The sequence below is a fragment of the Nocardia otitidiscaviarum NBRC 14405 genome (assembly GCF_000308635.1).
Taxonomy (GTDB): domain Bacteria; phylum Actinomycetota; class Actinomycetes; order Mycobacteriales; family Mycobacteriaceae; genus Nocardia; species Nocardia otitidiscaviarum.
The window spans coordinates 51,864-77,132 of record NZ_BAGD01000119.1 but is presented as its reverse complement, the minus strand read 5'-3'; the positions used below and the strand labels follow the sequence as shown (position 1 = coordinate 77,132).

General features: G+C 69.1%; 23 protein-coding genes and 1 pseudogene. 14 read left to right on the top strand and 10 right to left on the bottom strand.

Annotated elements, in window-relative coordinates:
- Nucleotides 1–10: 10 nt before the first annotated feature.
- The 6 genes from urtE to ramB all read right to left on the bottom strand — a co-directional run bounded on the left by urtE (nucleotide 11) and on the right by ramB (nucleotide 6,576).
- Nucleotides 11–703, bottom strand: a complete 693-nt coding sequence (gene urtE / locus ON31_RS27385) for an urea ABC transporter ATP-binding subunit UrtE (protein ID WP_029926251.1) — start codon at nucleotides 701–703, stop codon at nucleotides 11–13.
- On the bottom strand, nucleotides 703–1,524 hold the full coding sequence (gene urtD / locus ON31_RS27380; protein ID WP_039817690.1) for an urea ABC transporter ATP-binding protein UrtD: 822 nt from the start codon (nucleotides 1,522–1,524) through the stop codon (nucleotides 703–705). Before urtD ends, urtE begins: the two co-directional genes overlap by 1 nt.
- Nucleotides 1,521–2,711 (bottom strand): urea ABC transporter permease subunit UrtC, encoded by a 1,191-nt coding sequence (gene urtC / locus ON31_RS27375; RefSeq protein ID WP_081592764.1) that lies wholly within the window; start codon nucleotides 2,709–2,711, stop codon nucleotides 1,521–1,523. Before urtC ends, urtD begins: the two co-directional genes overlap by 4 nt.
- On the bottom strand, nucleotides 2,708–3,592 hold the full coding sequence (urtB, locus tag ON31_RS27370) for an urea ABC transporter permease subunit UrtB (protein WP_029926246.1): 885 nt from the start codon (nucleotides 3,590–3,592) through the stop codon (nucleotides 2,708–2,710). The genes urtC and urtB overlap by 4 nt, the downstream gene beginning before the upstream one ends.
- A gap of 75 nt (nucleotides 3,593–3,667) precedes the next feature.
- Nucleotides 3,668–4,948 (bottom strand): urea ABC transporter substrate-binding protein, encoded by a 1,281-nt coding sequence (gene urtA / locus ON31_RS27365; protein ID WP_039817688.1) that lies wholly within the window; start codon nucleotides 4,946–4,948, stop codon nucleotides 3,668–3,670.
- A 218-nt stretch (nucleotides 4,949–5,166) separates the two neighbouring features.
- Nucleotides 5,167–6,576: an acetate metabolism transcriptional regulator RamB gene (gene ramB / locus ON31_RS27360; protein WP_039817686.1), complete on the bottom strand. Its 1,410-nt coding sequence runs from the start codon at nucleotides 6,574–6,576 to the stop codon at nucleotides 5,167–5,169.
- A 92-nt stretch (nucleotides 6,577–6,668) separates the two neighbouring features.
- Here ramB and ON31_RS27355 point away from each other — a divergent pair, with 92 nt between their 5' ends.
- A complete protein-coding gene (locus ON31_RS27355; protein WP_039817684.1) occupies nucleotides 6,669–8,234 on the top strand; it encodes an ATP-dependent DNA ligase in 1,566 nt (521 codons plus the stop codon).
- A 293-nt stretch (nucleotides 8,235–8,527) separates the two neighbouring features.
- Here ON31_RS27355 and ON31_RS27350 read toward each other — a convergent pair whose 3' ends face one another.
- A complete protein-coding gene (locus ON31_RS27350; protein ID WP_081592772.1) occupies nucleotides 8,528–8,968 on the bottom strand; it encodes a DUF4254 domain-containing protein in 441 nt (146 codons plus the stop codon).
- Nucleotides 8,969–9,432: 464 nt separating this feature from the next.
- On the opposite strand from ON31_RS27350, the gene ON31_RS27345 reads away from it, so the two are divergent.
- The 7 genes from ON31_RS27345 (at nucleotide 9,433) to ON31_RS27315 (ending at nucleotide 16,176) form a co-directional block, all read left to right on the top strand.
- Complete coding sequence (locus ON31_RS27345) at nucleotides 9,433–10,599, top strand: N-acetylglucosamine-6-phosphate deacetylase (protein ID WP_051037802.1); 1,167 nt, start codon at nucleotides 9,433–9,435, stop codon at nucleotides 10,597–10,599.
- Between the two features lie 88 nt (nucleotides 10,600–10,687).
- Nucleotides 10,688–11,629, top strand: a complete 942-nt coding sequence (locus ON31_RS27340) for a hexose kinase (RefSeq protein WP_039817682.1) — start codon at nucleotides 10,688–10,690, stop codon at nucleotides 11,627–11,629.
- A gap of 618 nt (nucleotides 11,630–12,247) precedes the next feature.
- A complete protein-coding gene (locus ON31_RS27335; RefSeq protein ID WP_039817680.1) occupies nucleotides 12,248–12,652 on the top strand; it encodes a hypothetical protein in 405 nt (134 codons plus the stop codon).
- A 79-nt stretch (nucleotides 12,653–12,731) separates the two neighbouring features.
- Complete coding sequence (locus tag ON31_RS27330) at nucleotides 12,732–13,538, top strand: ABC transporter ATP-binding protein (RefSeq protein WP_029926231.1); 807 nt, start codon at nucleotides 12,732–12,734, stop codon at nucleotides 13,536–13,538.
- Entirely contained in the window at nucleotides 13,535–14,296 is a 762-nt protein-coding gene (locus ON31_RS27325; protein WP_029926229.1) for an ABC transporter permease, read from the top strand. The genes ON31_RS27330 and ON31_RS27325 overlap by 4 nt, the downstream gene beginning before the upstream one ends.
- Complete coding sequence (locus tag ON31_RS27320) at nucleotides 14,293–15,144, top strand: ABC transporter permease (RefSeq protein ID WP_051037809.1); 852 nt, start codon at nucleotides 14,293–14,295, stop codon at nucleotides 15,142–15,144. The genes ON31_RS27325 and ON31_RS27320 overlap by 4 nt, the downstream gene beginning before the upstream one ends.
- A gap of 66 nt (nucleotides 15,145–15,210) precedes the next feature.
- Nucleotides 15,211–16,176, top strand: coding sequence for an ABC transporter substrate-binding protein (locus ON31_RS27315; protein ID WP_255222273.1), 966 nt, complete (start codon nucleotides 15,211–15,213; stop codon nucleotides 16,174–16,176).
- On the opposite strand, the gene ON31_RS27310 is transcribed toward ON31_RS27315, so the two are convergent.
- On the bottom strand, nucleotides 16,169–17,224 hold the full coding sequence (locus ON31_RS27310; protein ID WP_440589868.1) for an XdhC family protein: 1,056 nt from the start codon (nucleotides 17,222–17,224) through the stop codon (nucleotides 16,169–16,171). The genes ON31_RS27315 and ON31_RS27310 overlap by 8 nt on opposite strands.
- Nucleotides 17,224–17,910 (bottom strand): nucleotidyltransferase family protein, encoded by a 687-nt coding sequence (locus ON31_RS27305; protein ID WP_039817678.1) that lies wholly within the window; start codon nucleotides 17,908–17,910, stop codon nucleotides 17,224–17,226. The genes ON31_RS27310 and ON31_RS27305 overlap by 1 nt, the downstream gene beginning before the upstream one ends.
- 79 nt (nucleotides 17,911–17,989) lie before the next feature.
- Between ON31_RS27305 and uraD the strand changes: the two are divergent.
- Together uraD and uraH are read left to right on the top strand one after the other, a co-directional pair.
- A pseudogene (uraD, locus tag ON31_RS37345) lies at nucleotides 17,990–18,484 on the top strand (2-oxo-4-hydroxy-4-carboxy-5-ureidoimidazoline decarboxylase); the annotation flags it as partial.
- Nucleotides 18,476–18,832, top strand: coding sequence for a hydroxyisourate hydrolase (uraH, locus tag ON31_RS37340; protein ID WP_169335042.1), 357 nt, complete (start codon nucleotides 18,476–18,478; stop codon nucleotides 18,830–18,832). The pseudogene uraD and the gene uraH, both read left to right, overlap by 9 nt.
- A 42-nt stretch (nucleotides 18,833–18,874) precedes the next feature.
- Here the strand turns inward: uraH and ON31_RS27295 are convergent, their stop codons facing one another.
- Nucleotides 18,875–21,508 carry a tetratricopeptide repeat protein gene (locus ON31_RS27295; protein ID WP_039817676.1) on the bottom strand — a complete coding sequence of 878 codons (2,634 nt, stop codon included), beginning with the start codon at nucleotides 21,506–21,508 and terminating at the stop codon, nucleotides 18,875–18,877.
- A 217-nt stretch (nucleotides 21,509–21,725) separates the two neighbouring features.
- Between ON31_RS27295 and ON31_RS27290 the strand changes: the two genes are divergently transcribed.
- The 4 genes from ON31_RS27290 (at nucleotide 21,726) to ON31_RS27275 (ending at nucleotide 25,212) form a co-directional block, all read left to right on the top strand.
- Nucleotides 21,726–22,130, top strand: a complete 405-nt coding sequence (locus ON31_RS27290) for a hypothetical protein (protein WP_039817673.1) — start codon at nucleotides 21,726–21,728, stop codon at nucleotides 22,128–22,130.
- A complete protein-coding gene (locus tag ON31_RS27285) occupies nucleotides 22,130–22,363 on the top strand; it encodes a hypothetical protein (RefSeq protein ID WP_039817671.1) in 234 nt (77 codons plus the stop codon). The genes ON31_RS27290 and ON31_RS27285 overlap by 1 nt, the downstream gene beginning before the upstream one ends.
- Before the next feature lie 419 nt (nucleotides 22,364–22,782).
- The gene (gene aceA / locus ON31_RS27280) at nucleotides 22,783–24,072 is read left to right on the top strand and encodes an isocitrate lyase (protein WP_039817720.1); all 1,290 of its coding nucleotides are present in this window, start codon (nucleotides 22,783–22,785) and stop codon (nucleotides 24,070–24,072) included.
- Between the two features lie 267 nt (nucleotides 24,073–24,339).
- On the top strand, nucleotides 24,340–25,212 hold the full coding sequence (locus tag ON31_RS27275; protein ID WP_039817670.1) for a 3-hydroxybutyryl-CoA dehydrogenase: 873 nt from the start codon (nucleotides 24,340–24,342) through the stop codon (nucleotides 25,210–25,212).
- Nucleotides 25,213–25,269 lie beyond the last annotated feature (57 nt).

Here is a 25,269-nt window from a genome sequence, read left to right as displayed (position 1 = left end):
GTATGTCCGATCAGATGGCCATGGCCGTGCGGACGTCGGTTTCGGCTCCCGCGCCGCCCGCGCCGGACGAGGTGATCCGTCCGGACCGTAGTACGTAGTACTGCTGGGCGGCCTGCAGCGCGAAGCCGATGTGCTGCTCGACCAGCAGCACGCTCAATCCACCGCGTCGGGTGAGATCGAGGATGGTGCGCTCGATCTCGGCCACCACCGACGGCTGGATGCCCTCGGTGGGCTCATCGAGGATGAGCAGTTTCGGCTCGGTGATCAGCGCGCGGGCGATGGCCAGCTGCTGGCGCTGGCCGCCGGAGAGCAGCCCGGCCTTGCGGGTCAGCAGCTCGCGCAGTGCCGGGAACAGGTCCAGCGCCTCGGCGACGAGTTCCTTGCCGCGCTTGCGCCCGTCCGCCACCACCTGGAGGTTCTCCATGGTGGAGAGCTGCCCGAACGACTGCTGCCCCTGCGGCACGTAGGCGATGCCGTGGCGCACCCGCTTGGACGGCGGCAGCTTGGTGATGTCCTTGCCGTCGAAGATGATCCGTCCCGACTTGGCCGGCAGCAGGCCCACGGCGGCGCGCAGCAGCGAGGTCTTCCCGGCGCCGTTGTGGCCCATGATGGCGACCACTCCGTCGTCCGGAACCGTCAGAGACACCCCGTGGATCACCTCGGTGCGCCCGTATCCGGTGTGGATGTCGGTAAGTTCGAGCATCAGCGTGCCTCCTCGGACTCGGTGGCGGCGGGGTGCGCGGCCGCCGTGGCGGTGCCGAGGTACACCTCCTGCACCTTGGGGTCGTCCTGTACCTCGGCCACGGTGCCCTCGGCGAGCACCCCGCCCCCGGCCAGCACCGTCACCGAGGTGGCGAAGGAGCGCATGAAGTCCATATCGTGCTCCACCACGACCACGACGCGGTCACCGCCGATGCGGCGCAGCAGGTTTCCGGTCTCCTCGCGCTCCTCGGCGCTCATGCCGGCGACGGGTTCGTCGAGCAGCAGCACCGAGGCGTTCTGCACCAGCAGCATGCCGATCTCCAGCCACTGCTTCTGGCCGTGCGCGAGCACGCCGGCGGGCTTGTCCCGCAATTCGGCCAAACCCGTTGTCTCCAAGGCTTCTTCGATGGCGGGCAGCACCGACTTGCGTCGTCGCAGCAGGGTGAGCGCCGACCGCCCGGCCCCCGCCGCGATATCCAGGTTCTGCAGCACCGTGAGCTGTTCGAAGACGCTCGCGGTCTGGAAGGTGCGGCCCACACCCATCCGGGCGATCTGGTGCACCTTGCGGCCGATGAGTTCCCGGCCGGACTTCTGCGCCGATCCGGTGGCCGGGACCAGGCCGGTGATGGCGTCGATGAGCGTGGTCTTGCCCGCGCCGTTGGGGCCGATGAGGAAGCGCAGATCGCCCTGCAGCACGGTCAGGTCCACGTCGGAGACGGCCTTGAAGCCGTCGAAGCTCACCGACAGGCCCCGGATTTCGAGGTATTCGCTGTCCATTCCGGCATTGCCGCCGAATTTGGGTTCGTGCGCGACGGTGGTCATCGTGCCTGTACCTTCTCTTCCTCCGCCGGAGATTCGGGCTCGCCCGTGACCGGAGCGTCGGTGGGTGTGACGGAGTCGGCGGCGGCGTCCGAGGCCGCCGCCTCACCGGTCTCCCTGGGCGTGGGCCGCAACCGCTGCGCGAGCTGCTTCGCCAGCGGCCCGAATCCGGCCAGACCGGCGGGCAGGAAGCCGACCACCACGATGAACAGCACACCCTGCAGATACGTCCAGCCGGAGGGGAACTGCTCGGAGAACGTGGTCTGCGCCCACGCCACGCCGATGGCGCCCAGCACCGGACCGAGCAGCGTGGTGCGCCCGCCGATGGCGACGCCGATGAGGAAGGCGATGGAGGGCACCACCCCGATATCGGCGGGGGAGATGATGCCGACGATGGGCGTGAACAGCGCTCCCGCGATACCCGCGAAGAAGGCCGCCACCACATACGCGACGATCTTGATATTGGCCGGGTCGTAGCCGAGGAAGCGCACCCGCTCCTCTTGATCGCGCACCGCCACCAGCAGTTCGCCGTACCGGCTGTGCATGAGCTGGCGCGCGATGGCCACCACCGCGAGCAGCGCACCGGCCGCGATGAAGAACAGCATCCGCCGGTTCACCGGATCGTCGAGCCGGAAACCGAAGAAGGAGCGGAAGTCGCTGAGTCCGGTGAAGCCGCCGATGGTCTGCTGCCCGGTGAGCAGAATGGCCAGCGCGGCGGCCAGCGCCTGGCTCAGGATGGCGAAGTACGCGCCCTTCACCCGGCGCTTGAACACACCGAAACCGAGAGCCGCCGCCAGCAGTGCGGGCAGTACCAGAATGCTCAGGATCGCGACCGGAGCCGAGGCGAAAGGCTGCCAGTACGAAGGCAATTCGGGGATACCCGCGATCACCATGAACTCCGGCACATCCTCACCCGAGCGGGCGGCATCGGCCATCTGCATATGCATGGCCATGATGTACGCGCCGATGCCGAAGAACACGCCCTGCCCGAGGGTGAGCATGCCGCCCCGCCCCCAGGCCAGGCCGATGCCGACCGCGACGATGGCGAAGCACAGGAACTTCGCCAGCAGGCTCAACCGGAAATCGCTGAGCGCCACCGGTGCCACGCCGAACAGCAGAATGGCGGCGATGGCGAAGCCCGCCAGTGGTTTGACGGAAGAATTCGCGCCGAGACGTCCGATGATGCTCATGCCAGGCTCCTGGTGCGGACGGTGAACAGGCCCTGCGGGCGCACCTGCAGGAACACCACGATGACGATGAAGACGATCACCTTCGCCACCGAGGCGGTGGTGGAGTATTCGATGAACGAATTGAGCAGGCCCATGCCGAAGGCCGCGATGACCGTGCCCTTGATCTGCCCGAGGCCGCCGATCACCACCACCAGGAAGGCGTCCACCAGATAGCTCTGCCCGATGGTGGGGCTGGTGGAGCCGATCAGGGTGAGCGCCACTCCGGCGACGGCGGCGAGGCCGGAGCCGATGAAGAAGGTGGACAGGTCGGTGAACCGACTGGAGATGCCGGAAGTCTCGGCGAGACTGCGGTTCTGGACCACGGCTCGGATGCGCCGGCCGAGCGGGGTGGCCTTGAGCGCGACGGCGAGCGCGATCACCGCCGTCACCGCCAGCACCATGATGAAGATGCGGGTCTTGGGGACCACCGTCCCGGCGATGGCGATACCGCCGGTCAGCCATTCGGGTGCGACCACGTTCTTGGCGGGTGCGCCGAAGATATTGCGCGCCAACTGCTGTAGCACCAAGCCGACACCGAAGGTGACCAGCAGGGTGTCCAGCGGACGGTCGTACATGAAGCGGATCAGGCCCGCCTCCAGGGCCGCGCCGAGCAGGCCGCCGACGATGAATCCGACGATCAGCGAGACGATCAACGCTACGCCGGTCGCGGAGATGACCTGTTGCACTACGAATGTCGTGTAGCAACCGGCCATGATGAATTCACCGTGCGCCATATTGATGACGCCCATCTGACCGAAGGTCAGGGACAGCCCGAGCGCGGCGAGTAGCAGAATCGAGCCCAGGCTCAATCCCGTGAACAGCTGTGCGACAGCTACATCCATTGCGATACCTCGATTTCGCCTCTACGGCCGGGCGCGGAGATCCACGCCCGGCCGCCCCTCATCGAAGGCTGTCGGTTACTTCAGGCCCTTGGCCCAGTCGTAGGACTTCAGGTAGGGGTCCGGCACGATCGGCTGACCCGAGTCCCACACCGTGTAGATGAGGCCGTCGGCCCGGATCTCACCGATGCGCGCGGTCTTGGTGATGTGGTGGTTGTCGCCGTCGATCACGACCGTGCCCTCGGGGGCGTCGAAGCTCACGCCGTCGGCCGCGGCCTGGATATCGGCCACCGCGAAGGAATTCGCCTTCTCGACGGTGTTCTTCCACAGGTAGACCGAGGCGTAGGCGGCCTCCATGGGGTCGGAGGTGGGCTTGTCCGCGCCGAAGGCGGCCTTGTAGGCGTCGACGAACTTCTTGTTCGCCGGGGTGTCCAGCGTCTGGTAGTAGTTCCACGAGGTCAGCTGGCCGACGATGTTCTGCACGCCGATGCCCGCCACCTCCTCCTCCGCGATGGAGACCGAGACCACCGGCATGGTCTGGGCGTTCAGGCCCGCATTGGCGTACTCGCGGAAGAACGCGACATTGGAATCACCGTTGAGGGTGTTGAACACCGCGCCCGCGCCCGCGCTGCGGACCTTGTTGACGATGGTGGAGAAGTCGGTGGAGCCCAGCGGCGCGTAATCCTCGCCCTTGATCTCCATCCCGTTGGCCTCGGCCCACGCCTTGATCTCGCGGTTGGCGGTCTGCGGGAAGACGTAATCGGAGCCCACCAGGTAGAGGGAGGTGATGCCCTTCTGCTTCAGGTAGTCCAGCGCCGGGAGGATCTGCTGGTTGGTGGTGGCGCCGGTGTAGAAGATGTTCTTGCTGTCCTCCAGGCCCTCGTACTGAACCGGGTAGTAGAGCAGCGAATTCAGCGATTCGAACTTGGGCTTCATGGCCTTGCGGCTGGCCGAGGTCCAGCCGCCGAAGACCGCGGCCACACAGTCGGAGCTGATCAGCTTCTCGGCCTTCTCCGCGAAGGTCTTGGGGTCCGAGGCGCCGTCCTCGAGCACCAGCTCGATCTGCTTGCCGAGCACACCGCCCGCGGCATTGATCTCGTCGACCGCCATCTTGGTGGAGTTGGCGACGGTGACCTCGCTGATGGCCATGGTGCCGGTCAGCGAGTGCAGTGACCCGACCTTGATGGTGGGGGCGCTGGTGTCTACGCAGGACGTGGCATTGGAGCCCGAGGCCGTATCGGTGTCCCGGGAGCCGCATCCGGCCAGCAGCAGCGCGGACAGCGCCACCGCGGTCGGAACGGCGATCGCCTTGCGCAGGCGCCGGGACGTATCTCGGCCGAGGTCTCGAGAATCTTGCATGGGGCGGACCCTTCTCACTTCACGGTGTACCGCGGCAACTGACATGCCGCGACGAATACACCCCGCGTATACAGCGGCTGTATTCGTGGCGTGAACGGTAAACGGGAAGTGTTGCGCCCGAATGTCTCTCGATGTCTGTCCGATTTCCCAGGTTGCGTACGGGTGAATTCTTCCTCACCGCTGCCGGATCGCGCGGTGAGAAAGCGGGTCCTACCTGGTCAGAGAATCACGTACGGAGAAATGGAACTTCGGTGCTCGCTGATGTCGAGCGATTTGCCCAGCGGCGGGAAGGCGCGCTGCGGGCAGTTGGTGCGTTCGCAGACCCGGCAGCCCGCGCCGATCGGGGTGGCCTTGGGGTCGTGCAGATCGAGGCCGTCGGCGTACACCACGCGCGTGGCATGGCGCAGTTCGCAACCCAGGCCGATGGCGAAGGTCTTGCTCGGCTCGCCGTAGCGGGTGGCGCGGCGCTCCACCGTGCGGGCGATCCAGAGATATTTGCGACCGTCGGGCATCTGGGCGATTTGTGTCATGATGCGGCCCGGATAGGCGAAGGTCTCGTACACATTCCACAGCGGGCAGGTGCCGCCGCTCGACGAGAAGTGAAAACCGGTGGCGGACTGCCGTTTCGACATATTGCCTGCGCGATCCACACGCACGAAGGAGAACGGGACGCCGCGCAGTTTGGGGCGTTGCAGGGTGGACAGGCGATGGCAGATGGTTTCGTAGCTCTGCGTGAAGAAGGCCGACAGGCGCTCGATGTCGTAGCGGAAGTCCTCGGCCACCTCGTGGAAATGCGTGTAGGGCAGCACGGTGGCGGCGGCGAAGTAGTTGGCCAGTCCGAGCTTCGCCAGCACACGGGTCTCGTCGTTGGTGAAATTGCCTTCCTCGACCAGTTTTTCGATGAGTTCGCCGCATTCCAGGTAGGCGAGTTCGGCGGCGAGCTTGAAGACCCGCTGGCCACCGGACAGGTGCGGCGCGATCTCCAGGCGGCGGTTCTCCTCGTCGTAGCGGTGCAGCACGCCCTCGCCGAGGTCGATGCGCTCCACGATCTGCACGCCGTGCGCGGTGGTGAGGCGGCGGGCGATCTCGCGCTTGAGGTCGCCGCCGTGGAAACGCATGCGGGTGGCGAGTTCTTCTGCGGCGGTGTCCAATTCGTGAATGTAGTTCTGCCGCTGATAGAAGAAGTCGCGCACCTCCTCGTGCGGGCGGGAGATGGCTCCGGAGCCGCTGCCGTCGGCGAAGCGGTCCTCGGTGGCGGCGGCCAGCTGCGCGGTCGTATTGCGGTAGCGGCGGTGCATATTCACCATGGCCCGCGCCAGCGTCGGGTGCGCGGACACCATTTCGGCGATCTCGGCGGCGTCCGCCTCGATGCCGAGTTCCTGGTCCATCACCACTTCCTGGAGTTCGGCGATGAGCCGGGTGTCGTCCTGGGAGGAGAAGAAGCTGGCGTCGACGCCGAACACCTCGCTGATCCGCAGCAGCACCGGTACGGTGAGCGGACGCACATCGTGTTCGATCTGGTTCAGGTAGCTCGCCGAGATCTCCAGCTTCTTGGCGAGAGAGACCTGGCTCAGCCCCCGTTCGGTGCGCAGCTGCCGTAGGCGCGCCCCGACGTAAGTCTTGGCCATATGTCCAGGTTAGGCCGGGTTAGCAGGGCTGCCAATGGAATTTCACAGAACTGTTGAGCAATCTGTCACACCCCCGGGTTACCGTCGAATCCGTGCTGTTGTCGGAAGTGGTGCGGGCGTCGGCGTCGGTGCGCGCGACCACCTCGCGCAAGTCCAAGATCGCCACGCTCGCGGCGCTGCTCCAGCGGGTGACGAAGGATGAATTGGCGCAGGTGGTGGCGTGGATTTCGGGTGATCTGCTCCAGGGCCGCGTGGGGGCGGGCTGGCGCACCCTGACCGCCGTCGCGGTGGACCCGGCGCCGGAGCCGACCCTCACCGTCGGCGCCGTGGATCGCGTGCTGAGCGAACTCGCCGCCACCTCCGGGGCCGGGTCGGTGGTGCGGCGGCGGGAACTGCTGGTGGAGCTGCTGTCGGCGGCGACCGCCGAGGAACGGGATTTCCTGCTGCGGCTGCTCACGGGGGAATTGCGGCAGGGGGCGCTGACGGCGGTGGTCGCCGAGGCGGTGGCGGCGGCCTTCGAGGTCCCGGTGGCGGCGGTGCGGCGGGCGCACATGCTGTCCGGACGGCTACCGGTGACGGCGGTGGCGGCCGCGACCGGCGGAGCGGCGGCGCTCGCGGCCTTCCGGCTGGAGGTGGGACGGCCGCTGCAACCCATGCTGGCCTCGCCGGGCTCCGCGCTGGACGCGGCCATGGCGGAGTTCGAGGGTGAGGTGAGCGTCGAGCACAAGATGGACGGGGCGCGGATCCAGGTGCACCGCGACGGTGAGCGGGTGTGGGTGTTCACCCGCACGCTGCGCGACATCACCGCCGGGGTGCCCGAATTGGTCGGGCTGGTGCGGGAATTGGACTGCACCAGCGTGGTGCTCGACGGTGAGACGCTGGCGCTGAACGATGCCGGGCGGCCCCGCCCGTTCCAGGAGACCATGAGCCGCTTCGCCTCCGATCCGGCGTTGGTGGCGAGCGATCCGGGGTTGGCGCAGGCGAACTCGGCCCGCGATCTGCTGCTGCACCCGTACTTCTTCGACTGCCTGCACCTGGACGGGGTCGACCTGCTCGACGCACCGCTGCGGGACCGGCGCGCCGCATTGACGAAAGTGGCCCCCGGACACAGCATTCCGGCGCTCATCAGCCCGGACGCGGAGGCGGCCGCCGAGTACTTCGACGGTGCGCTGGCCGCCGGACACGAGGGGATCATGATCAAATCCCTGGATTCGGTGTACGCCGCCGGGCGGCGCGGACGCGCCTGGCAGAAGATCAAACCTACGCACACACTGGACCTCGTCGTCCTCGGCGCGGAATGGGGTTACGGCCGCCGCACCGGATACCTGTCCAACCTGCACCTCGGCGCCCGCGACCCGGACGGCGGCGAGCCCGTCATGGTCGGCAAGACCTTCAAGGGCCTCACCGATGCGCTGCTGCACTGGCAGACCGCCGAATTCCCGCGTCACGAACGCGACCGCGACAGCGCCACGGTCTACCTCCGCCCCGAACTGGTCGTGGAGATCGCCATCGACGGCGTCCAGGCCAGCACCCGCTACACCGGCGGCGTGGCCCTGCGCTTCGCCCGCGTGGTCCGCTACCGCCCCGACAAGGAACCCGCCCAAGCCGACACCATCGACACCGTGCGCGCCCTACTACCGGGCACCCGCCCCACCTGAGGGGTGGTGCCGCGCGGTGCACAGCGGACTCACAGGGGATCTTGGGGGTAGGGCCAGGTTGGCGGGGCAAGGTGGGGTTTGTCGGCGGGCCGGTCATCAGGGCGCTGCGGGATGACGGGTGGGTGCCTCCCATGCGCTGCCTACCCAGCGCGCTCACCCGGGCCGCGCGCACGGCCCGCCGACCGGATGGGTCGCCCATGCCTCGACCCATCCGCCGCACGGTCGGCGGCGCCCACCCCCTCGCGGGCGCCGCCGATGGCGTGCGCGGCTGGGTGCCCGCCGGATCGGCCGGGCTACTCGTATTCGCTGTCGACCAGGAGGTTGGGGAGGCGGCGGCGGCCTGCGGCGATGTCCTGGGCGAGGTCCTCGTAGGCGGTGGCGAGTTCGGTGAGGCGGGTGGAGGCGTCGTGGACGGCCTCGTCGGGGCAGGTGGTCAGGGTGAGATAGGCCAGCGCCGAGAACTGGGCCAGGCGGTCGACGACCGTGCCGACGGTCTCGGTGTGCAGGCGAGCGTCTCTTTCGGCCTTCGGCGACGCGGTGGCGACCCAGCGGTCGATATCGTGCACGAGGCGGGCGCGGTGGTGGTCGATGGCGGAGGTCGCGCCGGGGCGGGCGGCTAGGCGGCGCTCGTGCAGATCCGCGAGTAGGCCGGCGTACCGCAGCACCGGATGGTCGTCGGGAGGCAGGCCGCGGCAGGCCCGCAGCAGCAGGTTCTTGGTTGGGAGCGGGTGCACGGCGGCCATCCTGCTACGTGAATATCTCCGATTGGCAACGAAATTCGCCCCGGCTGAGATCATTGTCGGCAGCGCCGTTCATGATCATTCGTCCAGGGGCGCCGGTGGTCTTTGTCACCGCCGAGGTGTTGTATTCCCAAGGGCGCGTGCGGATGTGGCTGTGCGCATACGGTGGGAGGGGATGAGGAGACGGTGGATGCACGGGATGGGTCGGCATCGGGTGCGCGCGCCCGGGTCGACCGAGGTCCGCGTGCCGGTGCGGCGGTATCGGATGTGGTGGGCACACCCGCCGATGGACTGCTCGGTATGGTTCATCCGGTGTGCCCGGAGCCGATCCTGCGGGGTGGCGAATTCGCCCCACGCGCGCATCGGGTCTCTCGGCGCATATGCGGGTCTGTCGGGGACCGCATCGTTCGCCGGATACGGGGGAATGTCATGAATACGAAGAAGTACGGGGCGTCGCAGTGAGTGCCGAACTACATCTCGAGTTGCACCTGCGGGGCCGGGTCGTCTCCGCCGGATATCCGTTCGAGGACGGCGTGGTGACGGTCTCCGGCGAACGCATCACCGCCGTGCGCTCCTTCACCGATTGGAAGGCGCAGCGGCCCTACTCGCCCACGCCGCTGCCGGTCGGCACGCTGCTGCCGGGCCTGGTGGACATGCACAACCACGGCGGGGGAGGGCACGGATTCGACACCCTCGACGCCGAGGAGGCGACGGCGGCCGCCGAGTACCACCACGCGCTGGGCACCACCACGATTCTCGCGAGCATCGTCTCCGCGCCCGCCGACGAGATGGTGGAGCAGGTCGCCATGCTGCGCGAACTCGCCGCCGTCGGCATGATCGGCGGCGTCCACGTCGAAGGGCCGTTCCTGGCGGACACCCGCTGCGGCGCACACGACCGGCGCCACCTGCTCGCACCCGATCCGCGACTCACCTCCCGGCTGCTCGACGCCGCGGGCGGACATCTGCGCGTCATGACACTCGCCCCCGAACTGCCCGGGTTCGACACGGTGGCCCGGATGCTCGCCGACCGCGGCGCGGTGGTGGCCCTCGGGCACAGCGAAGCCGACTTCGACGCCTTCTCGAAGGCCCTGCGCCCCAACGGGTTCGCCGCCTCGGTTACCCATCTGGGCAATGGCATGCCGCCGATCCACCATCGCGCGTCCGGTGCGGGCGCCGCCGCGCTCACCGCCGCCTCGCGCGGGCAGATCGTCGTGGAGTTGATCGGCGACGGAGTCCATGTGGACGCCGGATTCGGCACCATGGTCTTCGCCGTCGCGGAGGATCAGATCGCGCTGGTCACCGATGCCATGCGGGCCGCCGGAATGCCGGACGGGCGCTACCGGCTCGGTGCGCGCGAGATGGAGGTCGGCGGTGGCGTGGCGCGGACCGAGGACGGCGCCATCGCGGGCGGCACCTCGCATCTGCTCCAGGGCGTTTCCTGGGCGGTGCGGGAATGCGGCATATCGCTGGCCGAGGCGGTGCGGGCGGCGAGCCTCACCCCGGCGATCGCGCTGGGACTGACCGAGGTCGGCGATCTGTGTCCCGGCCGATACGCGGACGTTCTCGTGGTGGACGACGAACTGGGACTGCGGCGGGTGCTGCGACGGGGCCGCTGGCTGTCGTGATCCGCGCCGACCGGGGCGCACACGCCGCCGTGGCCCCTATTCGGAGCAAGGGCTTGCATCGGCCCGCGAGACAGGCAGAGTAATCAGGGTGATCCTCACCGTGACCATGAACCCGGCCTACGACATGACGTATCGGGTCGAGCGTTTCGATCGTGGCCGGGCCCATCGGGTGCGGTCGGTCGATCAGCGCATCGGGGGCCGCGGTATCAATGTCACCCGGGTGCTCAACCAGCTCGGCCGCTACGCGCGGGCCACCGGATTCTCCGACCACTCCTTCGCGGCGGCGGCCGAACTGGAGATGCCGGTGGATTTCGTGCACGCGCTGCCCTGGGTGCGGCGCACGGTGGTGATCAGCGAATCCGATGACGGCACCGCCACCGCGCTGTGGGAGCCCGGGGCCCGCATCTCCGACGCGCACGCCGTGGAACAGCTGCGGGTACGGGTGAGCGGGCTGCTCTCCGACAGCAGCGGCGTGGTGATCGCGGGATCGCTGCCCGGCGGGGTGGATGTGAGCGTTCCCGCGGAGCTGGCCCGGCTGGCCACCGATGCGGGCGTACCCGTGGTATGCGATGTGGACGGGCCCGCACTGGAACTCGCGGCCGGGGTGCCCGGCGTCGTCCTCATGCCGAATACCGAAGAGCTGGAACGGCTCACGGGGATGCCGGCGACCACGCCCACCGAGATCAAGGCCGCCGTCGATCCGCTGGTCGCGCGGGGGGTGGGCGCGGTGATCGTCACGCGCGGCGGTGCGGGCATGGTCGCGGTCACCCCGGGCCGGGCCTGGTCGGCGGCATTGCCCGAACCGCTCGCGGGCAACCCCACCGGTGCGGGCGACGCCGCCGCGGCCGCCGTCATCGCGGGGCTGGCCCGCTCCCGCGAACCCGACTGGCCCGCCCTGCTCACCGATGCGGTGGCCACTTCGGCCGCCGCCGTCGTCATCCCGGTCGCCGGGGAGATCGACCGCGCGCTGCGCGACCGGCTCGCCCCCACGGTCCGGGTCACCGAACTGGCAGCGGTCCGCGCCCCCTGACCACCCGCCCACCCCGGCGTCCCATCCCCGGCCCGCGCTGCCCTGGCAGGTATGTGGCCGTATGTGCTGGTATTTCCGCCGTGGCTTGCGCTGTCCCGGCGGGTACGTGGCCGTGTGCGCTGGTATTTCCGCCGTGGCTTGCGCTGCCCTGGCGGGTACGTGGCCGTGTGCGCTGGTATTTCCGCCGTGGCTTGCGCTGCCCTGGCGGGTACGTGGCCGTGTGCGCTGGTATTTCCGCCGTGGCTTGCGCTGCTCCGGCGGGTATACTGCCGTCTGCAGCGGCGTTCCGCCTATGGCCCGCGTCGGTGTGCTGCCTTCGCTCGGGTCGGTATGCCGTGTCTACTCGCGGCCGGTGTACTGCCTCTGTCCAGCTGCACCGGTGTTCTCCGCATCCATCGAGAGCTACAGGGTGCGCTGGATTCGGCGGGTGCTCGCGGTGGTCGGACGCGCCTCGGTCCCGTCACCATCCGTGCCGGGGTGACCTGTTCGGCTCCGGCGCGGTGCCGGGGAACCGGCCGGTCGGCGGGTTAGTCTGGCGCTCGGAGTCGCCGTGCCGGGCGGGCGGTTCGGCTCGCGGTTTCCCGGCATGGCAGGTCACCTGCGGCAGGGGAGGAGTCGATGTCCGAGCACTGGTTTCCGCCGGAGCCCACGGCGGCGACCGAATACGAGTACCGGATGCCGCGCTCGGTGCGGGCAGCGCAGGTGATCGTGCTGGGATTCGCGGTGGTCGGCATGGTGTGCACGGCCGCCTCCGGATGGCTGCTCGGCACCAAGGCGGCGGCGACGACCGCGCTGCCGTTCGTACCCGGATTCCTGCTGGGGCTGGTGGGCCTCACCTTCAACTCCGAGGGCCAGTCGGTGCGCATCGCCGCGATCCTGCTGGCGGTGCTCAATATGCTGTGGACGGTTCCGTCCATCACCGACGGCCGCCCGCCCGGCCCGCTCGGCATCGTCGCCGCACTCGCCGTGATCATGCTGCTCTTCCGTCGCGAGGCCCGCGACTGGTTCGAGCCGACGTGGTGAACCCGCACCCGTAACGCTCGCGCAATGTAGCCGCGCGCTACGCAATATCGGCGCAACTCCGGCCTCCTACCGTTGGCGCATGAGTTCGGCAGACAGCACGACCGGGGGGACCGGCATTCACATCGCTGGATTGAGCAAGAGCTTCCGGGCCGGGCGACGCACCGTCCACGCCCTCGACACGGTCGACCTGCATACCGGCCGGGGCGCGTTCCTGTCCCTGCTCGGCCCCTCCGGCTGCGGCAAGTCGACCATCCTGCGCATACTCGCGGGCCTCGACGAGCCCAGCGCGGGCGCCGCCCGAATCAACGGGCTCACCCCGGTCGAACTGCGCGGCCGCCACGAACTGGGGATCGCCTTCCAGGATGCGGCGCTGCTGCCCTGGCGCAGCGTGGCGGCCAATATCGAACTGCCGCTCCAGGTCGCGGGTATCACCCCGGACCCGCACCTCATCACCGACCTCATCGAACTGGTCGGCCTCCGGGGATTCGAGAAGGCCAAACCGGCGCAGCTGTCCGGCGGTATGCGGCAACGGGTTTCGATCGCCCGCGCACTGGTGGTGAAACCCACCGTGCTGCTGCTCGACGAACCCTTCGGCGCGCTCGACGATATGACCCGCCAGCGCCTCAATCTCGAACTGCTGCGCATCTGGACCGAGCAACCCGCCACCACGCTGATGGTCACCCACGGCATCGGCGAGGCGGTCTTCCTCTCCGACCAGGTGGCGGTCATGAGCCCGCGGCCGGGACGCGTGGTGGAGGTCGTCGACATCGACCTGCCGCGTCCGCGGACGCCCGAGATGATGCGCAGCCCCGAATTCCACAAACTGTGTGATTACCTGTCGGAATTGCTGTTCGGCGGCAGCGGGCACGGCGGGGTGGCGGAATGAACTGGGGCACAGCGAAGAAACTCGGCGGCGTCACGGGAATTGCCGCGCTGGTGGGCATCTGGTGGTTGGCCGCCGCAGCGGGTGTGGCGGGCGGCACCATTCCCAGCCCGTGGCAGGTGGCACACACCATGTACACCGACGGCTGGGCGCTCTACGGACCCAATTTCCGCATCACCGCCTGGGGAGCGCTACAGGGCTTCCTGTGGGGCAACGTGCTGGCGATCATCCTGGCCGTGCTCGTCATTCTCGTCCCGCCCATCGAAATGCTCGCCACCCAGCTGGCCATCCTGAGCTACTGCACCCCGCTGCTGGCGCTCGGCCCGATCATTCTGGTGGTCTTCGGCGGGCGCACCCCGACGGTCTTCCTGGCCGCCATGTACTGCTTCTTCACCACCATGGTCGGCACCGTCGCCGGGCTGCGCTCCGCCGACGGCGCCAGCCTGGACCTGGTGCGCGCCTACGGCGGTGGCCGCTGGCAGCAGCTGCGCCGGGTACGCCTGGTCGCCGCCCTGCCGAGCACCTTCGCGGCCTTGCGGATCGCCGCGCCGTCGGCCGTGCTGGGGGCCATCATCGGGGAGTACCTGGGCGGGGTGGACAGCGGCATCGGCGTCGCGCTGACCGCCGCGCAGAACGCCTACAACGTGCCGCGCACCTGGGGGATGGCCATCGCCGCCGCCGCGCTGGCGGGCGTGGGATACGCGGTGGTGGCGCTGGTCGCGCGCTTCGCCGTGCCGTGGACACGGGCGGAGGCGCGATGAGCACCGTGCCGGCGCCGGCGCGTACGGACGCGCCCCGCACCCGCGCCGCCCTGCGGCAGGTGGTGGGATTCCTTGCGCCCCTGGTGGTCTCGCTGGTCCTGCTGGTGGCGCTGTGGTACGCCTTCTTGGCGCTGTTCCCGCAGGTCGGGCTGGTGGGCAAGTCGCCGACCGAGGTGTGGACCTATCTGGTGAGCGGGCCGACCGCGCCGAGCGCCCGCGACGCCATTCTCGCGGATCTGCGTATCACGCTGCGGGACGCGGGAATCGGGTTCCTCGCCGGGCTCGGCTCGGCACTGGTGGTGGCGGCGCTGTTCGTCACCGTGCCCGCGGCGGCGCAGGCGTTCCTGCCGGTGGCCATGCTGCTGCGGTCGGTCCCGCTGGTGGCTCTCACACCGATCATCGTGCTGGTCTTCGGGCGCGGACTGCTAGGGGTGACCGTACTGGCCGCCATCGTCGTCTTCTTCCCGGCGCTGGTCATGATGATGACCGGGTTGCGTTCCGCGCCGCGCCAGGCCATGGAGCTGGTCGAGGCGTACGGCGGTTCCCGCTGGACGGCCCTGCGCACGGTGGCGATACCGGCGGCGCTGCCCTCGGTCTTCGCGGCCGCCCGGGTGGCGGTGCCGGGTGCGCTCATCGGTGCGCTGCTCGGCGAATGGCTGGGGAGCGGGACCGGGCTGGGCGCCAGCCTGATTCGCGCCATACCCACCTTCCAGTACAACCGGCTGTGGGCCTCCATCGTGGTGGTGACGCTGGTATCCGTCTTCGTCTACGCGGTGGTCGGCGTGCTGGAGAACCTCGTGTTGGCCCGTTTCGCTCCGGACGCCGGAGGCGATCGATACACGAGTTAACGCGGCGCACACATTCCGTGCCGCGACAGCAAAAAATCGGAAATCGAAGGCCCCTACATTTCGCGTATGACTCGCGTGACCCGGCCGGTTCCGGCCACCGCACTGCCCATGCTGAATCGCCGCTCGTTTCTGCGGTACAGCGCCCTCACCGGTGCCGCGCTGGGCGGCGCGGGGCTGCTCGCCGCCTGCGGTGACGACGCCGCCGGACCCGCCAACGGGACCACACCCGACGGATCGAAATACGGCACCGTCGCCATTCAGCTGTCCTGGATCAAGAACATCGAATTCGCCGGTGAATACTTCGCCGACTCGAAAGGGTATTTCCGGGAGGCGGGATTCGGCTCGGTGAATCTGGTGGCCGGTGGCGCGGCCAGCACCTCCGTGGAGGCGGGATTGGGCACCGGCAAGATCTGGCTCGGCATGTCCGCGCCGCAGACCACCGCGCCCGCCGTGCTGGAAGGTCTACCCGCCAAAATCGTCGGCGCGACGTATCAGAAGAATCCGTTCTGCATCGTGAGCGCGGCGGGCAGCCCCATCGCATCACCACAGGACATGAAGGGCCGTCGGATCGGCGTGCAGGACACCAACCAGCTCATCTTCGCCGCGCTGCTGACGGCCAACGGGATGCGCCCCGACGACGTGACCATCGTGCCCGCGCAGTTCGATCCGACGCCGCTGACCCAGGAAACCATCGACAACGAGCGCGAGAAGCTGAAGGCGTTCCTCGCCGCCGAGATCAAGGGCTGGCGCGACGCCGTCGCCGACCCGGCGGAAGGAGCCCGGCTCGCCGTCGAGGTCTACGGCAAGGACCTGCAACTCGACCTGACGGAGCAGACCGAGGAGGCCATCGCCCAGAACGACCTGGTGGTGTCCGCCGACACCGCGGCCAACGGGCTGTTCACCATGACCGACGATCTGATCGAGCGGAATATCGCCGCGCTGGGCAAATCCGGGATCGATATCGAGGCGGATCGCCTGTTCGACATGTCGGTGCTGGCGGAGGTCTATGCGGAGCAGCCGGACCTCAAGTGAGGGAATGGCTTTCGTTCCCGCGTGCCCCGGCGCGCGCCTCGGCGGCGGTGGCGGAATGGATCGGGCCGGTGCGGACGGACAGGGGGGCCGCGGAGGTTCCGTTGCGCGCGGCGAGGAGCTCGGCGGTGATGGCGAGGGCGGCTTCGGGTGCGGTGCGGCCGCCCAGATCCAGGCCCGCGGGGGCGTGCAGGCGGGACAGCGTGGCGGCGTCGAAGCCGCCGGCCTGGAGCGCCTCCAGGCGGCGAGCGTGGACCTGGCGGGAACCCACGGCGGCCAGGTAACCGAGTTCGGGTAGTCGCAGTGCCACTGTGAGCAGTGGGATCTCGAACTTGGCATCGTGGGACAGCACGACTATCGCTGTGCTGCCGTCGATCTCGCCCGCCGCGGATTGGGCGTTGAGATAGCGGTGCGGCCAGTCGACCACCACCTCGCACTGCGGGTACGCCTCGGGGCTGGCGAAGGTGGGGCGGGCGTCGCAGAGCGTCACGCGGTAGCCCACGAGGCGCGCCTGCGTCGCCAGGGCGGCGGCGAAAGCGTTGGCCCCCACCAGGATCAGGCGCGGCGGCCGGGTGAAGGAGGAGACGAACACATCGGAGTCGGGCAGGGAGACCAGTTCGGTGCCGTGCTTGCGGTCGGTCACCAGATGCTGACCGATCACATCCGGGTCCGAATGCCACACCACCGTGAACACGGTGACCTGGCGCTGCGCCGCGATATCGGCGGCCACCGTCGGAAACTCGGGAAAGTGGGTGCGCGAGAACGGCTCCGCGAACACATCCATGGTGCCGCCGCAGTCCATGCCGGTGGCGGGGCCGAAACGGTGCATGGCCCGGCGTCCGGTCCCCGCCGCCTCCACGGCGGCCTGGTACACCTCGGCCTCGGCGCAGCCCGCCGACACCGATCCGAACGCCCGGCCCTCCGCGTCGACCATCATGGCCGAACCGACCGGCAGTGGCGTCGATCCCACCGCGCGCACCAGGGTGGCCAATCCGGCGGTGCGGCCGCTGTGCCACACGCGCAACAGATCCTCGACGATATCCCGCATCATCAGCTCCCACTCGGCGTGTGTGCGTGCCGGGGATAGTCGTGGTCCCACCCCGTCGCCACATCGCCACACGTGACGCACACCATATCGGCTCGTTCGCGTAAATAAGAGGCCGCGCCCGATTTTCCGGTCAACGCCACAGTCACGCCCGCCCAATGACCCCGACCGATCACCACGGGATGGCCCGGCCGCCCGTCGAACACCGCCCGCGCCAACCCGCTCGCGGCCCCCCGCGCGGCGGCGATCACCCGAGCCACCACCTCCGGCCCGACATCCGGCGTATCCACCGGCATGATCGCCACGAACTCGGGCAGGTCGCCGACTCGCCGGGTTCGCGCCCGCGCTCCGGAGGGGTGTGCGACGACGGCGGCCAGACCCGCGCGGAGTGAGGCGCTCATACCCGTCGCCCAATCGCTCGCCCACACCGGCTGGGCGGCGGCGGGGATGAGGATGCCGTGCGTTTGCGAGATCTGCCATCGAGGAAGGGACGTGTCATCGGGGCCGTCGAGGGCGCGGTGCGGCGGTCCGGTCGCGCCGAGGACCACGTACACCCGCTCGCAGCCGCCCGTGTGCAGGGCATGGACCGCGCTGCGCAGCCACGCGCCGTTCTCGGCCAGGACTTTCGGCATGCCGTAGCGGGTACCGGCACCGGCTGCCAGCAGGATGCCGTCGCACCGTCCGCGATTCATGCCGCCGACGGTAACGCGCGACGGGCGCGGCCGCCGCCCGACTGGCGACCGGGCGGCGCGTGGCCGATGCTGGAGGGCGATGACGGAGAACGCGATCGGCCTCGAGGAATTCGCCGCACTCGACGAGACAGCGGCCACGGAACTGTTGCTGACGGTGTGCGCGTCGCCCCGATGGGCCGCGCGGGTGGCGGAGCGCAGGCCGTTCGCCACCCTCGACGAGCTGCTGCGCGCCGCCGATGCCGCGCTGGCGGAACTGCCGGAGGACGAGATCGACCGGGCCCTCGCCGGACACCCCCGCATCGGTGACCGCCCTGACAACGCCGCCTCGGCCCGCGAACAGGCGGGCATGGCCGGGGCCGACGACCGCGTCCGCGCCGCCATCGTCGCGGGCAACCGCGCCTACGAGGACAGGTTCGGGCACGTCTACCTGGTGCGCGCCAGCGGCCGCACCCCCGCGGAACTGCTGAACATCCTCACCGAGCGCCTGGCCAACGACCCACCGACCGAACGTCGCATCGTGCGCGAACAACTCGCCGAGATCAACCGCCTCCGTCTGCGCCACCTGGTGGACACCGGCCGACAGCACGCCGCCCCGGCCGCCGCGGCGACGCTGAGCACCCATGTGCTGGACGCGGTGCGCGGCCGCCCCGCCACCGGAGTGCGGGTGACCCTGTTCGACGCCGCCGGCGCCGAATCGGCCGCCGACACCACCGACGCCGACGGCCGGATCAAAGGACTCGGCGGCACGCTCGGCACAGGCACCTACCGGCTGCGGTTCGAGACCGGCGAATACTTCGCCGCCCAGGCGGTGGACAGCTTCTACCCGGAGGTGACCATCACCTTCACCATTGCGGAGGAACGCCACTACCACGTGCCGATCCTGCTCTCGCCCTTCGCCTATTCGACCTACCGGGGCAGCTGAGGCGGCGGGCGGCGACCGCTCGGTGGCGCATCGGCGACGCGGCTAGGCGTGGCTGTCGCAGTCGAGTCGGCGCATATCCGCCCGCACCTGCTCGGCCAGCGCCTTCACCCCCATGCTCTCGTACAGCGCCAGGGATCTGCGCAGGAATTCGCAGGCGCGGGGACGATGCCGCCGACCGGAGCCGGCCGCGATCCCGCCCAGGGCCCGCCAGGCGTCGGCCTCACCGTGCGGATCGCCGCTGCGCCGCGCCACATCCAGGGAATCCGAGTAGAAGCCCTGTGCCGCATCGAGATCCCCGAGATCGCGCTCGGTGTGCCCCAGCCCGCGCAGGGCGTCCGCCACCAGCAGGGCATCGTCCAGTTCGCCGCCGATCTCGTGCGACTGCTCGAAATGCGCACGGGCGGTGGTGAAATCGCCCTCCATGCGAATCACATTGCCCAGTCCCCACAGCGTCCAGCCCCGGCTGTAGTCGTCGTCGATCTGCGCGGCGATGTCCAGGGCCGCCTCGTAGTAGTGCCGCGCCGCCGCCGGATCGCCGCCCATGCGTTCGATATGTCCGAGCCCACGCAGCGAATCGCCCTCGAATTCGAGGTTCTGCAACTGCCGCGCGATGCCGAGCGCGTCCGCGTAGGCGTGCCGCGCCCGGTCGTAATCCCCGATATGCCTGGTGACCTCGGCATAGCCCCACAGCCCCGATGCCATCCGCAGCGGGTCGTCGATGCGGGCGGCGATGGCGTGCGCCTCCTGGAAACACTTGGAGGCCGTCTCGTAGTCACAGGCCAGCCGGTGCACCGTGCCCAGCCCGTAGAGCACATCGCATTCCGCCGTGGCGTCCCCGTCGCCGCGGGCCACATCCAGCGCCCGCACGAACAGCCACCGCGCGTCCGACCAGTGCCCGAGCCCGGACAGATGCGAGGCCAGCAGGCGGGCCAGCTCCCCGGCCTCCGCCGTCGGACCGGCCACCCGGATGCAGCCGAGCAGCACCTCCTTCTCCGCGGTCAGCCACTCCCGGGCCCGGTCGACCGCATCGGAGGGGCCGGGGCCCGGCACATTCGGGAAGCTGCCCGCCAGGTCGAAGGGGCGGGGCGCGCCCACCCGCCGGGCAATGGTCAGGCAGTACCGCACCAGTCGCCCGATGGCGGCGGCGCGCTCACTCGGCAGATCCTCCTGGTCGGCCTGCTTGCGCGCGAACAGCCGGGTGACATCGTGGATCCGGTACCGCTGCCCGGAGGGGCCGTTCACCGCCGGATCCAACAGCCCGACCTCGAAGATGCGGCGTATCAACGCATTCGCGGCCAGCGGCGGCACATCCGCCATGGGCGCCAGCGTCTCCGCGGTGATCTCCGAACCGGGGAACAGCCCGAGCAGCCGGACCGCGCGGCGCAGTTCCGGCTCCCACAGTCGCTGGTAGGACAATTCGAATGCGGCGGCGAGGGATTCGCCCTCGGCGGCGAAGAAGTCCAGGATGGGCGCGGCCGGTGATTCCTCCGACGGCGTCCCGATCGGCGCGTGCTGTACCCGGTCGGTCAGCTGCTGGAAGTCCCGGTCGGCGGCGGCGAGCATCTCCGGCCCGTGATGGGCGATCTGCCCGGCGACCAGGCGGATCGCCAGGGGCAGCCGCCCGGCCGTCTCCAGAATGCGGCGCACCGCCCCCACGTCGTAGCCGGGCGGCAGATGGCTGAGCCGCACCAGCAGTTCCTCGGCCTCGGCGGTGCCCATGGCATCCAGTTGCAGCGGGGCCGCACCCGACAGTCCGGTCAGCTTGTGGCGGCTGGTGATCAGTACGAAGCTGCCGGGGGCGTGCGGCAGCAGATCGCGAACCTGCTTGCTGTCCAACGCATTGTCGAAGACTATGAGCATGCGGCGCCCGCGCATCTCGGCCCGCCAGCGTTCGGCGCGGCGGGCCGCATCGTTCTCGATGGTTTCGGGCGGGACTCCGAGCCGCAGCAGCAGCTGTTCGAGTACGCCCGCCGGTGTGCGCGGGGTGCGGCCGTCGGAGTGTCCGCGCAGATCCTCCCAGACCCAGCCGTCCGGGTAGCGATCCCGATACTCCTCGATCAGGTAGCGGGCCAGGGCCGTCTTGCCCACTCCCGCCAGGCCGCTCACCACGTGCACCCCCGGTCCGCGCCCGCCCGCATGCTCGCGCACCCGCCGGTGCAGTTCCGCGCGCTGATCGTGACGGCCGATGAAAGGCACTATGTCCGTGGGCAATCCGTGGTCGTCCAGGACTGGCGGCGCGGTGCAGCGCCGGGCCACCGCATCCCGGTAGACGGTGATGTCACGCCCCGGCATCTTCGCCAGATCCGCCACATCCACCAGCTGCTCCCAGCTGGTCCGGTAGACGGTGGCCAGCACCTTCAGGGTCGCCACCGTGGGCCGCGGCCGTTCGCGCCCGTTCCCGCGGCTCCTGGGCCAGGACTCGAATTCCGAGATGCGGGCGGCGGTCATCGCCGCCCGGTCGTCTCCAGTGCTCCGGTTGTATTCGCGCGCGGCGGTTTCCAGGGTGTATCCGTTGGCCAGCCGCCACGCCTTGCGCGGGCGGCAGCCGTTGCGCTGCAATTCCGCCGCGAGCGGTTCCACCACCTGGTGTTCGGCCAGGCCGGTACCGAGTAGAATGCCGCGCAGGCGCTTTCGTGTTTCCGCCCCGTAGTCGTCGGAATCACCGTTTCGTGACACGGTGTGCCTCCCCGAGCGGCCGCCGCACGAGAAGTGCGGTCGACCATTGTGAATATTTCCTTGGTACCGCTGAAATTTCACCTGGTCAAGGGCCTGTCCACCGCCAAGAAATCCGGCCGATCGCTGAGATTCACCATGCGGTTCCAGCTAGCGACCATTGAGCCATCACCGGATCCGGACCCCGAGCGGGACGGGTCGAGCGAGAAGGGATGGGTCGATGGCGATTACCGCTTCGGATTGGCTGATCACCAGCGATGTGGCACACGAGGTCGCGTTCCGGGTCGACGTGCCGGAACCGCAGCGCGGCCGGTGGGTGCTGTCGTACCTGCCGACCTCGCGGCGGCTGACCCGGGAACAGGCCATCGCCGGTGTGGTGCTGGCCGAGATGATCCTCATGGGTCTGCTGCGCCCCGGCGGCGAATTCGACGGCGAGATAGCGGCGCTGCACGCCGGAATGCTGGGCCTCACCGTCACCGATGTCATGTGCCTGCTGGCTTTGCGCGTCGGCGACGGCGAACCGAAGCCCCTGCGGCCCGGTGCGGCCTGCTCCGGTGGGCGCGCCGCGACGGCGCCCGATCGGATCTGCCGCCACGGCCGCGCGCGCGAGGAGGTCAGCCGGTGATGCTGCTGGGATTCGGGCCGATGCTGTTCCCGCTGCCGCGCACCAACGCGGCCTGGTTCACCGGATTGTTCGTCGCGGTGGTGGGCTTCGCGGTCCTGGTACTGCTGGTGGTCGTCGGGAACTGCGGTGCCGCCGGTACCGGACCGCTTCCCGACACCTCGGGCAGCCCGCCGGTGACGGCCGACTGCTATCCGTTCTGTCCGGCGACGACCGGCGTCGTGCCGCCGGGTTGAGACTGGGCGCGTGTCAGCGGGACAGGCCGGGAAAGTGGCTGCCCCCACACCCGTCCGCCGCGGTTTTCGGTGTGAACGTGCTCACATGAACCCGCGGTCGGGCGTGTCGGGTGTCGGTGGCCCGAATCACCGAAACAGTACGGGCGTTATGCAAAACCGCACGTCAGGGCTACCGGCAAGTAGGATGGGGTGCGGCAATTCGCACGCAAATTTCGCAGAGTTAGCAAACTATGATCGGAAGCTAGCTGAGATTCGCATTAGCAACAGGTAGACGGCAATTTTTTCCTGTGCCATCGTGTGGAAGTAACCACCGCAGGACTTGCAAGCCTGCAAATTGCCGCTCCAGCAGAGTTCGGACACCGCGAGAGTTCGAACTCTTCAGGGGGCACCCGAGACCGAATCAGGAAGTGGAGTCACAGATGTCGACTGTCGGCACTCCGAAGACCGCCGAAGAGATCCAGAAGGACTGGGACACCAACCCCCGCTGGAAGGGCATCACCCGCAACTACACCGCCGAGCAGGTTGTGAAGCTGCAGGGCACCGTTGTCGAGGAGCACACCCTCGCCCGTCGCGGCGCCGAGATCCTCTGGGATCTCGTCAACAACGAGGACTACATCAACTCCCTGGGCGCCCTCACCGGTAACCAGGCGGTGCAGCAGGTCCGTGCCGGCCTGAAGGCCATCTACCTGTCCGGTTGGCAGGTCGCCGGTGACGCGAACCTCTCCGGCCACACCTACCCGGACCAGTCGCTGTACCCGGCCAACTCGGTGCCGTCCGTCGTCCGCCGCATCAACAACGCGCTGCTGCGCGCCGACGAGATCGCCAAGGTCGAGGGTGACACCTCCGTCGCCAACTGGCTGGCCCCGATCGTCGCCGACGCCGAGGCCGGCTTCGGTGGCGCGCTGAACGCCTACGAGCTGCAGAAGGCCATGATCGCCGCCGGCGCCGCCGGCGTGCACTGGGAGGACCAGCTGGCCTCCGAGAAGAAGTGCGGCCACCTGGGCGGCAAGGTGCTTATCCCCACCCAGCAGCACATCCGCACCCTGACCTCCGCGCGTCTGGCCGCCGACGTCGCCGACGTGCCGTCGGTGATCATCGCCCGCACCGATGCCGAGGCCGCCACCCTCATCACCTCCGATGTGGACGAGCGCGACCGCGAGTTCCTGGACGGCACCCGCACCGCCGAGGGCTTCTTCGGCGTGAAGAACGGCATCGAGCCCTGCATCGCGCGTGCCAAGGCCTACGCCCCCTACGCGGACCTGATCTGGATGGAGACCGGCATCCCGGACCTCGAGGTCGCCCGCAAGTTCGCCGAGGCCGTCCGCAGCGAGTTCCCGGACCAGCTGCTGGCCTACAACTGCTCGCCGTCCTTCAACTGGAAGGCGCACCTGGACGACGCGACCATCGCGAAGTTCCAGCGTGAGCTGGGCGCCATGGGCTTCAAGTTCCAGTTCATCACCCTGGCCGGCTTCCACTCGCTCAACTACGGCATGTTCGACCTGGCCTACGGTTACGCCCGCGAAGGCATGACCTCCTTCGTCGACCTGCAGGAGCGCGAGTTCAAGGCCGCCGCCGAGCGTGGCTTCACCGCCATCAAGCACCAGCGTGAGGTCGGTGCCGGCTACTTCGACACCATCGCCACCACCGTGGACCCCAACACCTCCACCGCGGCGCTGAAGGGCTCCACCGAAGAGGGCCAGTTCCACTGAGAACTCCCGTCTGAGGACACGCCTCGGGACGGCCGTCGCATCACACCTTCGACCGCTCCCGGGGACACCGAACCCGTCGGGGGGATCGCCTGATCCCCCCGACGGAGTTCTCCGCCCTTCCCGTCGACAGCCCCGGCGGGGAGGGCGTTTCCTATAACTGGATATCGAAAGACCTTAAGAAGGCGCAGGGTCATATCAGTCCGACGCCTTCACACAGCGGCAATCAGCCGCCCGCAGCTATTGCGGGGAGGCGGAACGGAGCGGGACGTGAGCAGCGAGAAGATTCAGCGCGTCGGAGTCATCGGCGCCGGACAGATGGGCGCGGGCATCGCGGAGGTCTGTGCCCGGGCACACGTCGATGTGCTCGTGTTCGAACAGACCCGAGAGCTGGCCGCCGCGGGTCGCGCCCGCATCCTGCGGTCCCTGGATCGCGGCGTCTCCAGCGGCAAGATCACCGAGCGGGAGCGCGAGCAGGCCGCCTGGCGCCTGCGCTTCACCTCCGACCTCGGCGACTTCGCCGATCGCCAGCTGGTGGTCGAGGCCGTGCTGGAGAACGAGGACGTGAAGACCGCCATCTTCGCCGAACTGGACAAGGTCGTGACCGACCCCAACGCGGTGCTGGCCTCCAACACCTCCTCCATCCCGATCATGAAGATCGCCGTGGCCACCAACAACCCCGAGCGGGTCGTGGGCATGCACTTCTTCAACCCGGTGCCGGTGCTGCCGCTCGTCGAACTCGTCACCACCCTCAAGACCAGCGAATCGGTCTCCCAGCGCGCCGAGGCGTTCGCCTCCGACGTGCTCGGCAAGCAGGTCGTGCGCTCCGCCGACCGCTCCGGCTTCGTGGTGAACGCGCTGCTGGTGCCGTACCTGCTCTCGGCCATCCGCATGGTCGAATCCGGTTTCGCCACCAAGGAAGACGTCGACAAGGCCATGGTGCTCGGCTGCGCCCACCCGATGGGGCCGCTGGCACTGACCGACCTGGTCGGGCTCGACACCGTGAAGTCGATCGCCGACTCCATGTACGCCGAGTTCAAGGAGCCGCTCTACAGCGCGCCCCCGCTGCTCATGCGCATGGTCGAGGCCGGGCTGCTCGGCAAGAAGGCCGGGGCGGGTTTCTACCAGTACAACAACCGCTGAGCTAGAACGTGATCGGCGCTCGCGCTCACGCATCGACCCGGTGCGTGAGCGCCCGGC

Excerpts from the sequence above, each read along its gene's own strand:
- urtE (WP_029926251.1), bottom strand. The coding sequence starts at position 703 with ATGCTCGAACTTACCGACATCCACACCGGATACGGGCGCACCGAGGTG.
- urtD (WP_039817690.1), bottom strand. The coding sequence starts at position 1,524 with ATGACCACCGTCGCGCACGAACCCAAATTCGGCGGCAATGCCGGAATG.
- urtC (WP_081592764.1), bottom strand. The coding sequence starts at position 2,711 with ATGAGCATCATCGGACGTCTCGGCGCGAATTCTTCCGTCAAACCACTG.
- urtB (WP_029926246.1), bottom strand. The coding sequence starts at position 3,592 with ATGGATGTAGCTGTCGCACAGCTGTTCACGGGATTGAGCCTGGGCTCG.
- urtA (WP_039817688.1), bottom strand. The coding sequence starts at position 4,948 with ATGCAAGATTCTCGAGACCTCGGCCGAGATACGTCCCGGCGCCTGCGC.
- ramB (WP_039817686.1), bottom strand. The coding sequence starts at position 6,576 with ATGGCCAAGACTTACGTCGGGGCGCGCCTACGGCAGCTGCGCACCGAA.
- ON31_RS27335 (WP_039817680.1), top strand. The coding sequence starts at position 12,248 with ATGTCCGAGCACTGGTTTCCGCCGGAGCCCACGGCGGCGACCGAATAC.
- ON31_RS27330 (WP_029926231.1), top strand. The coding sequence starts at position 12,732 with ATGAGTTCGGCAGACAGCACGACCGGGGGGACCGGCATTCACATCGCT.
- ON31_RS27325 (WP_029926229.1), top strand. The coding sequence starts at position 13,535 with ATGAACTGGGGCACAGCGAAGAAACTCGGCGGCGTCACGGGAATTGCC.
- ON31_RS27320 (WP_051037809.1), top strand. The coding sequence starts at position 14,293 with ATGAGCACCGTGCCGGCGCCGGCGCGTACGGACGCGCCCCGCACCCGC.
- ON31_RS27315 (WP_255222273.1), top strand. The coding sequence starts at position 15,211 with ATGACTCGCGTGACCCGGCCGGTTCCGGCCACCGCACTGCCCATGCTG.
- ON31_RS27310 (WP_440589868.1), bottom strand. The coding sequence starts at position 17,224 with ATGATGCGGGATATCGTCGAGGATCTGTTGCGCGTGTGGCACAGCGGC.
- ON31_RS27305 (WP_039817678.1), bottom strand. The coding sequence starts at position 17,910 with ATGAATCGCGGACGGTGCGACGGCATCCTGCTGGCAGCCGGTGCCGGT.
- ON31_RS27290 (WP_039817673.1), top strand. The coding sequence starts at position 21,726 with ATGGCGATTACCGCTTCGGATTGGCTGATCACCAGCGATGTGGCACAC.
- ON31_RS27285 (WP_039817671.1), top strand. The coding sequence starts at position 22,130 with ATGCTGCTGGGATTCGGGCCGATGCTGTTCCCGCTGCCGCGCACCAAC.
- aceA (WP_039817720.1), top strand. The coding sequence starts at position 22,783 with ATGTCGACTGTCGGCACTCCGAAGACCGCCGAAGAGATCCAGAAGGAC.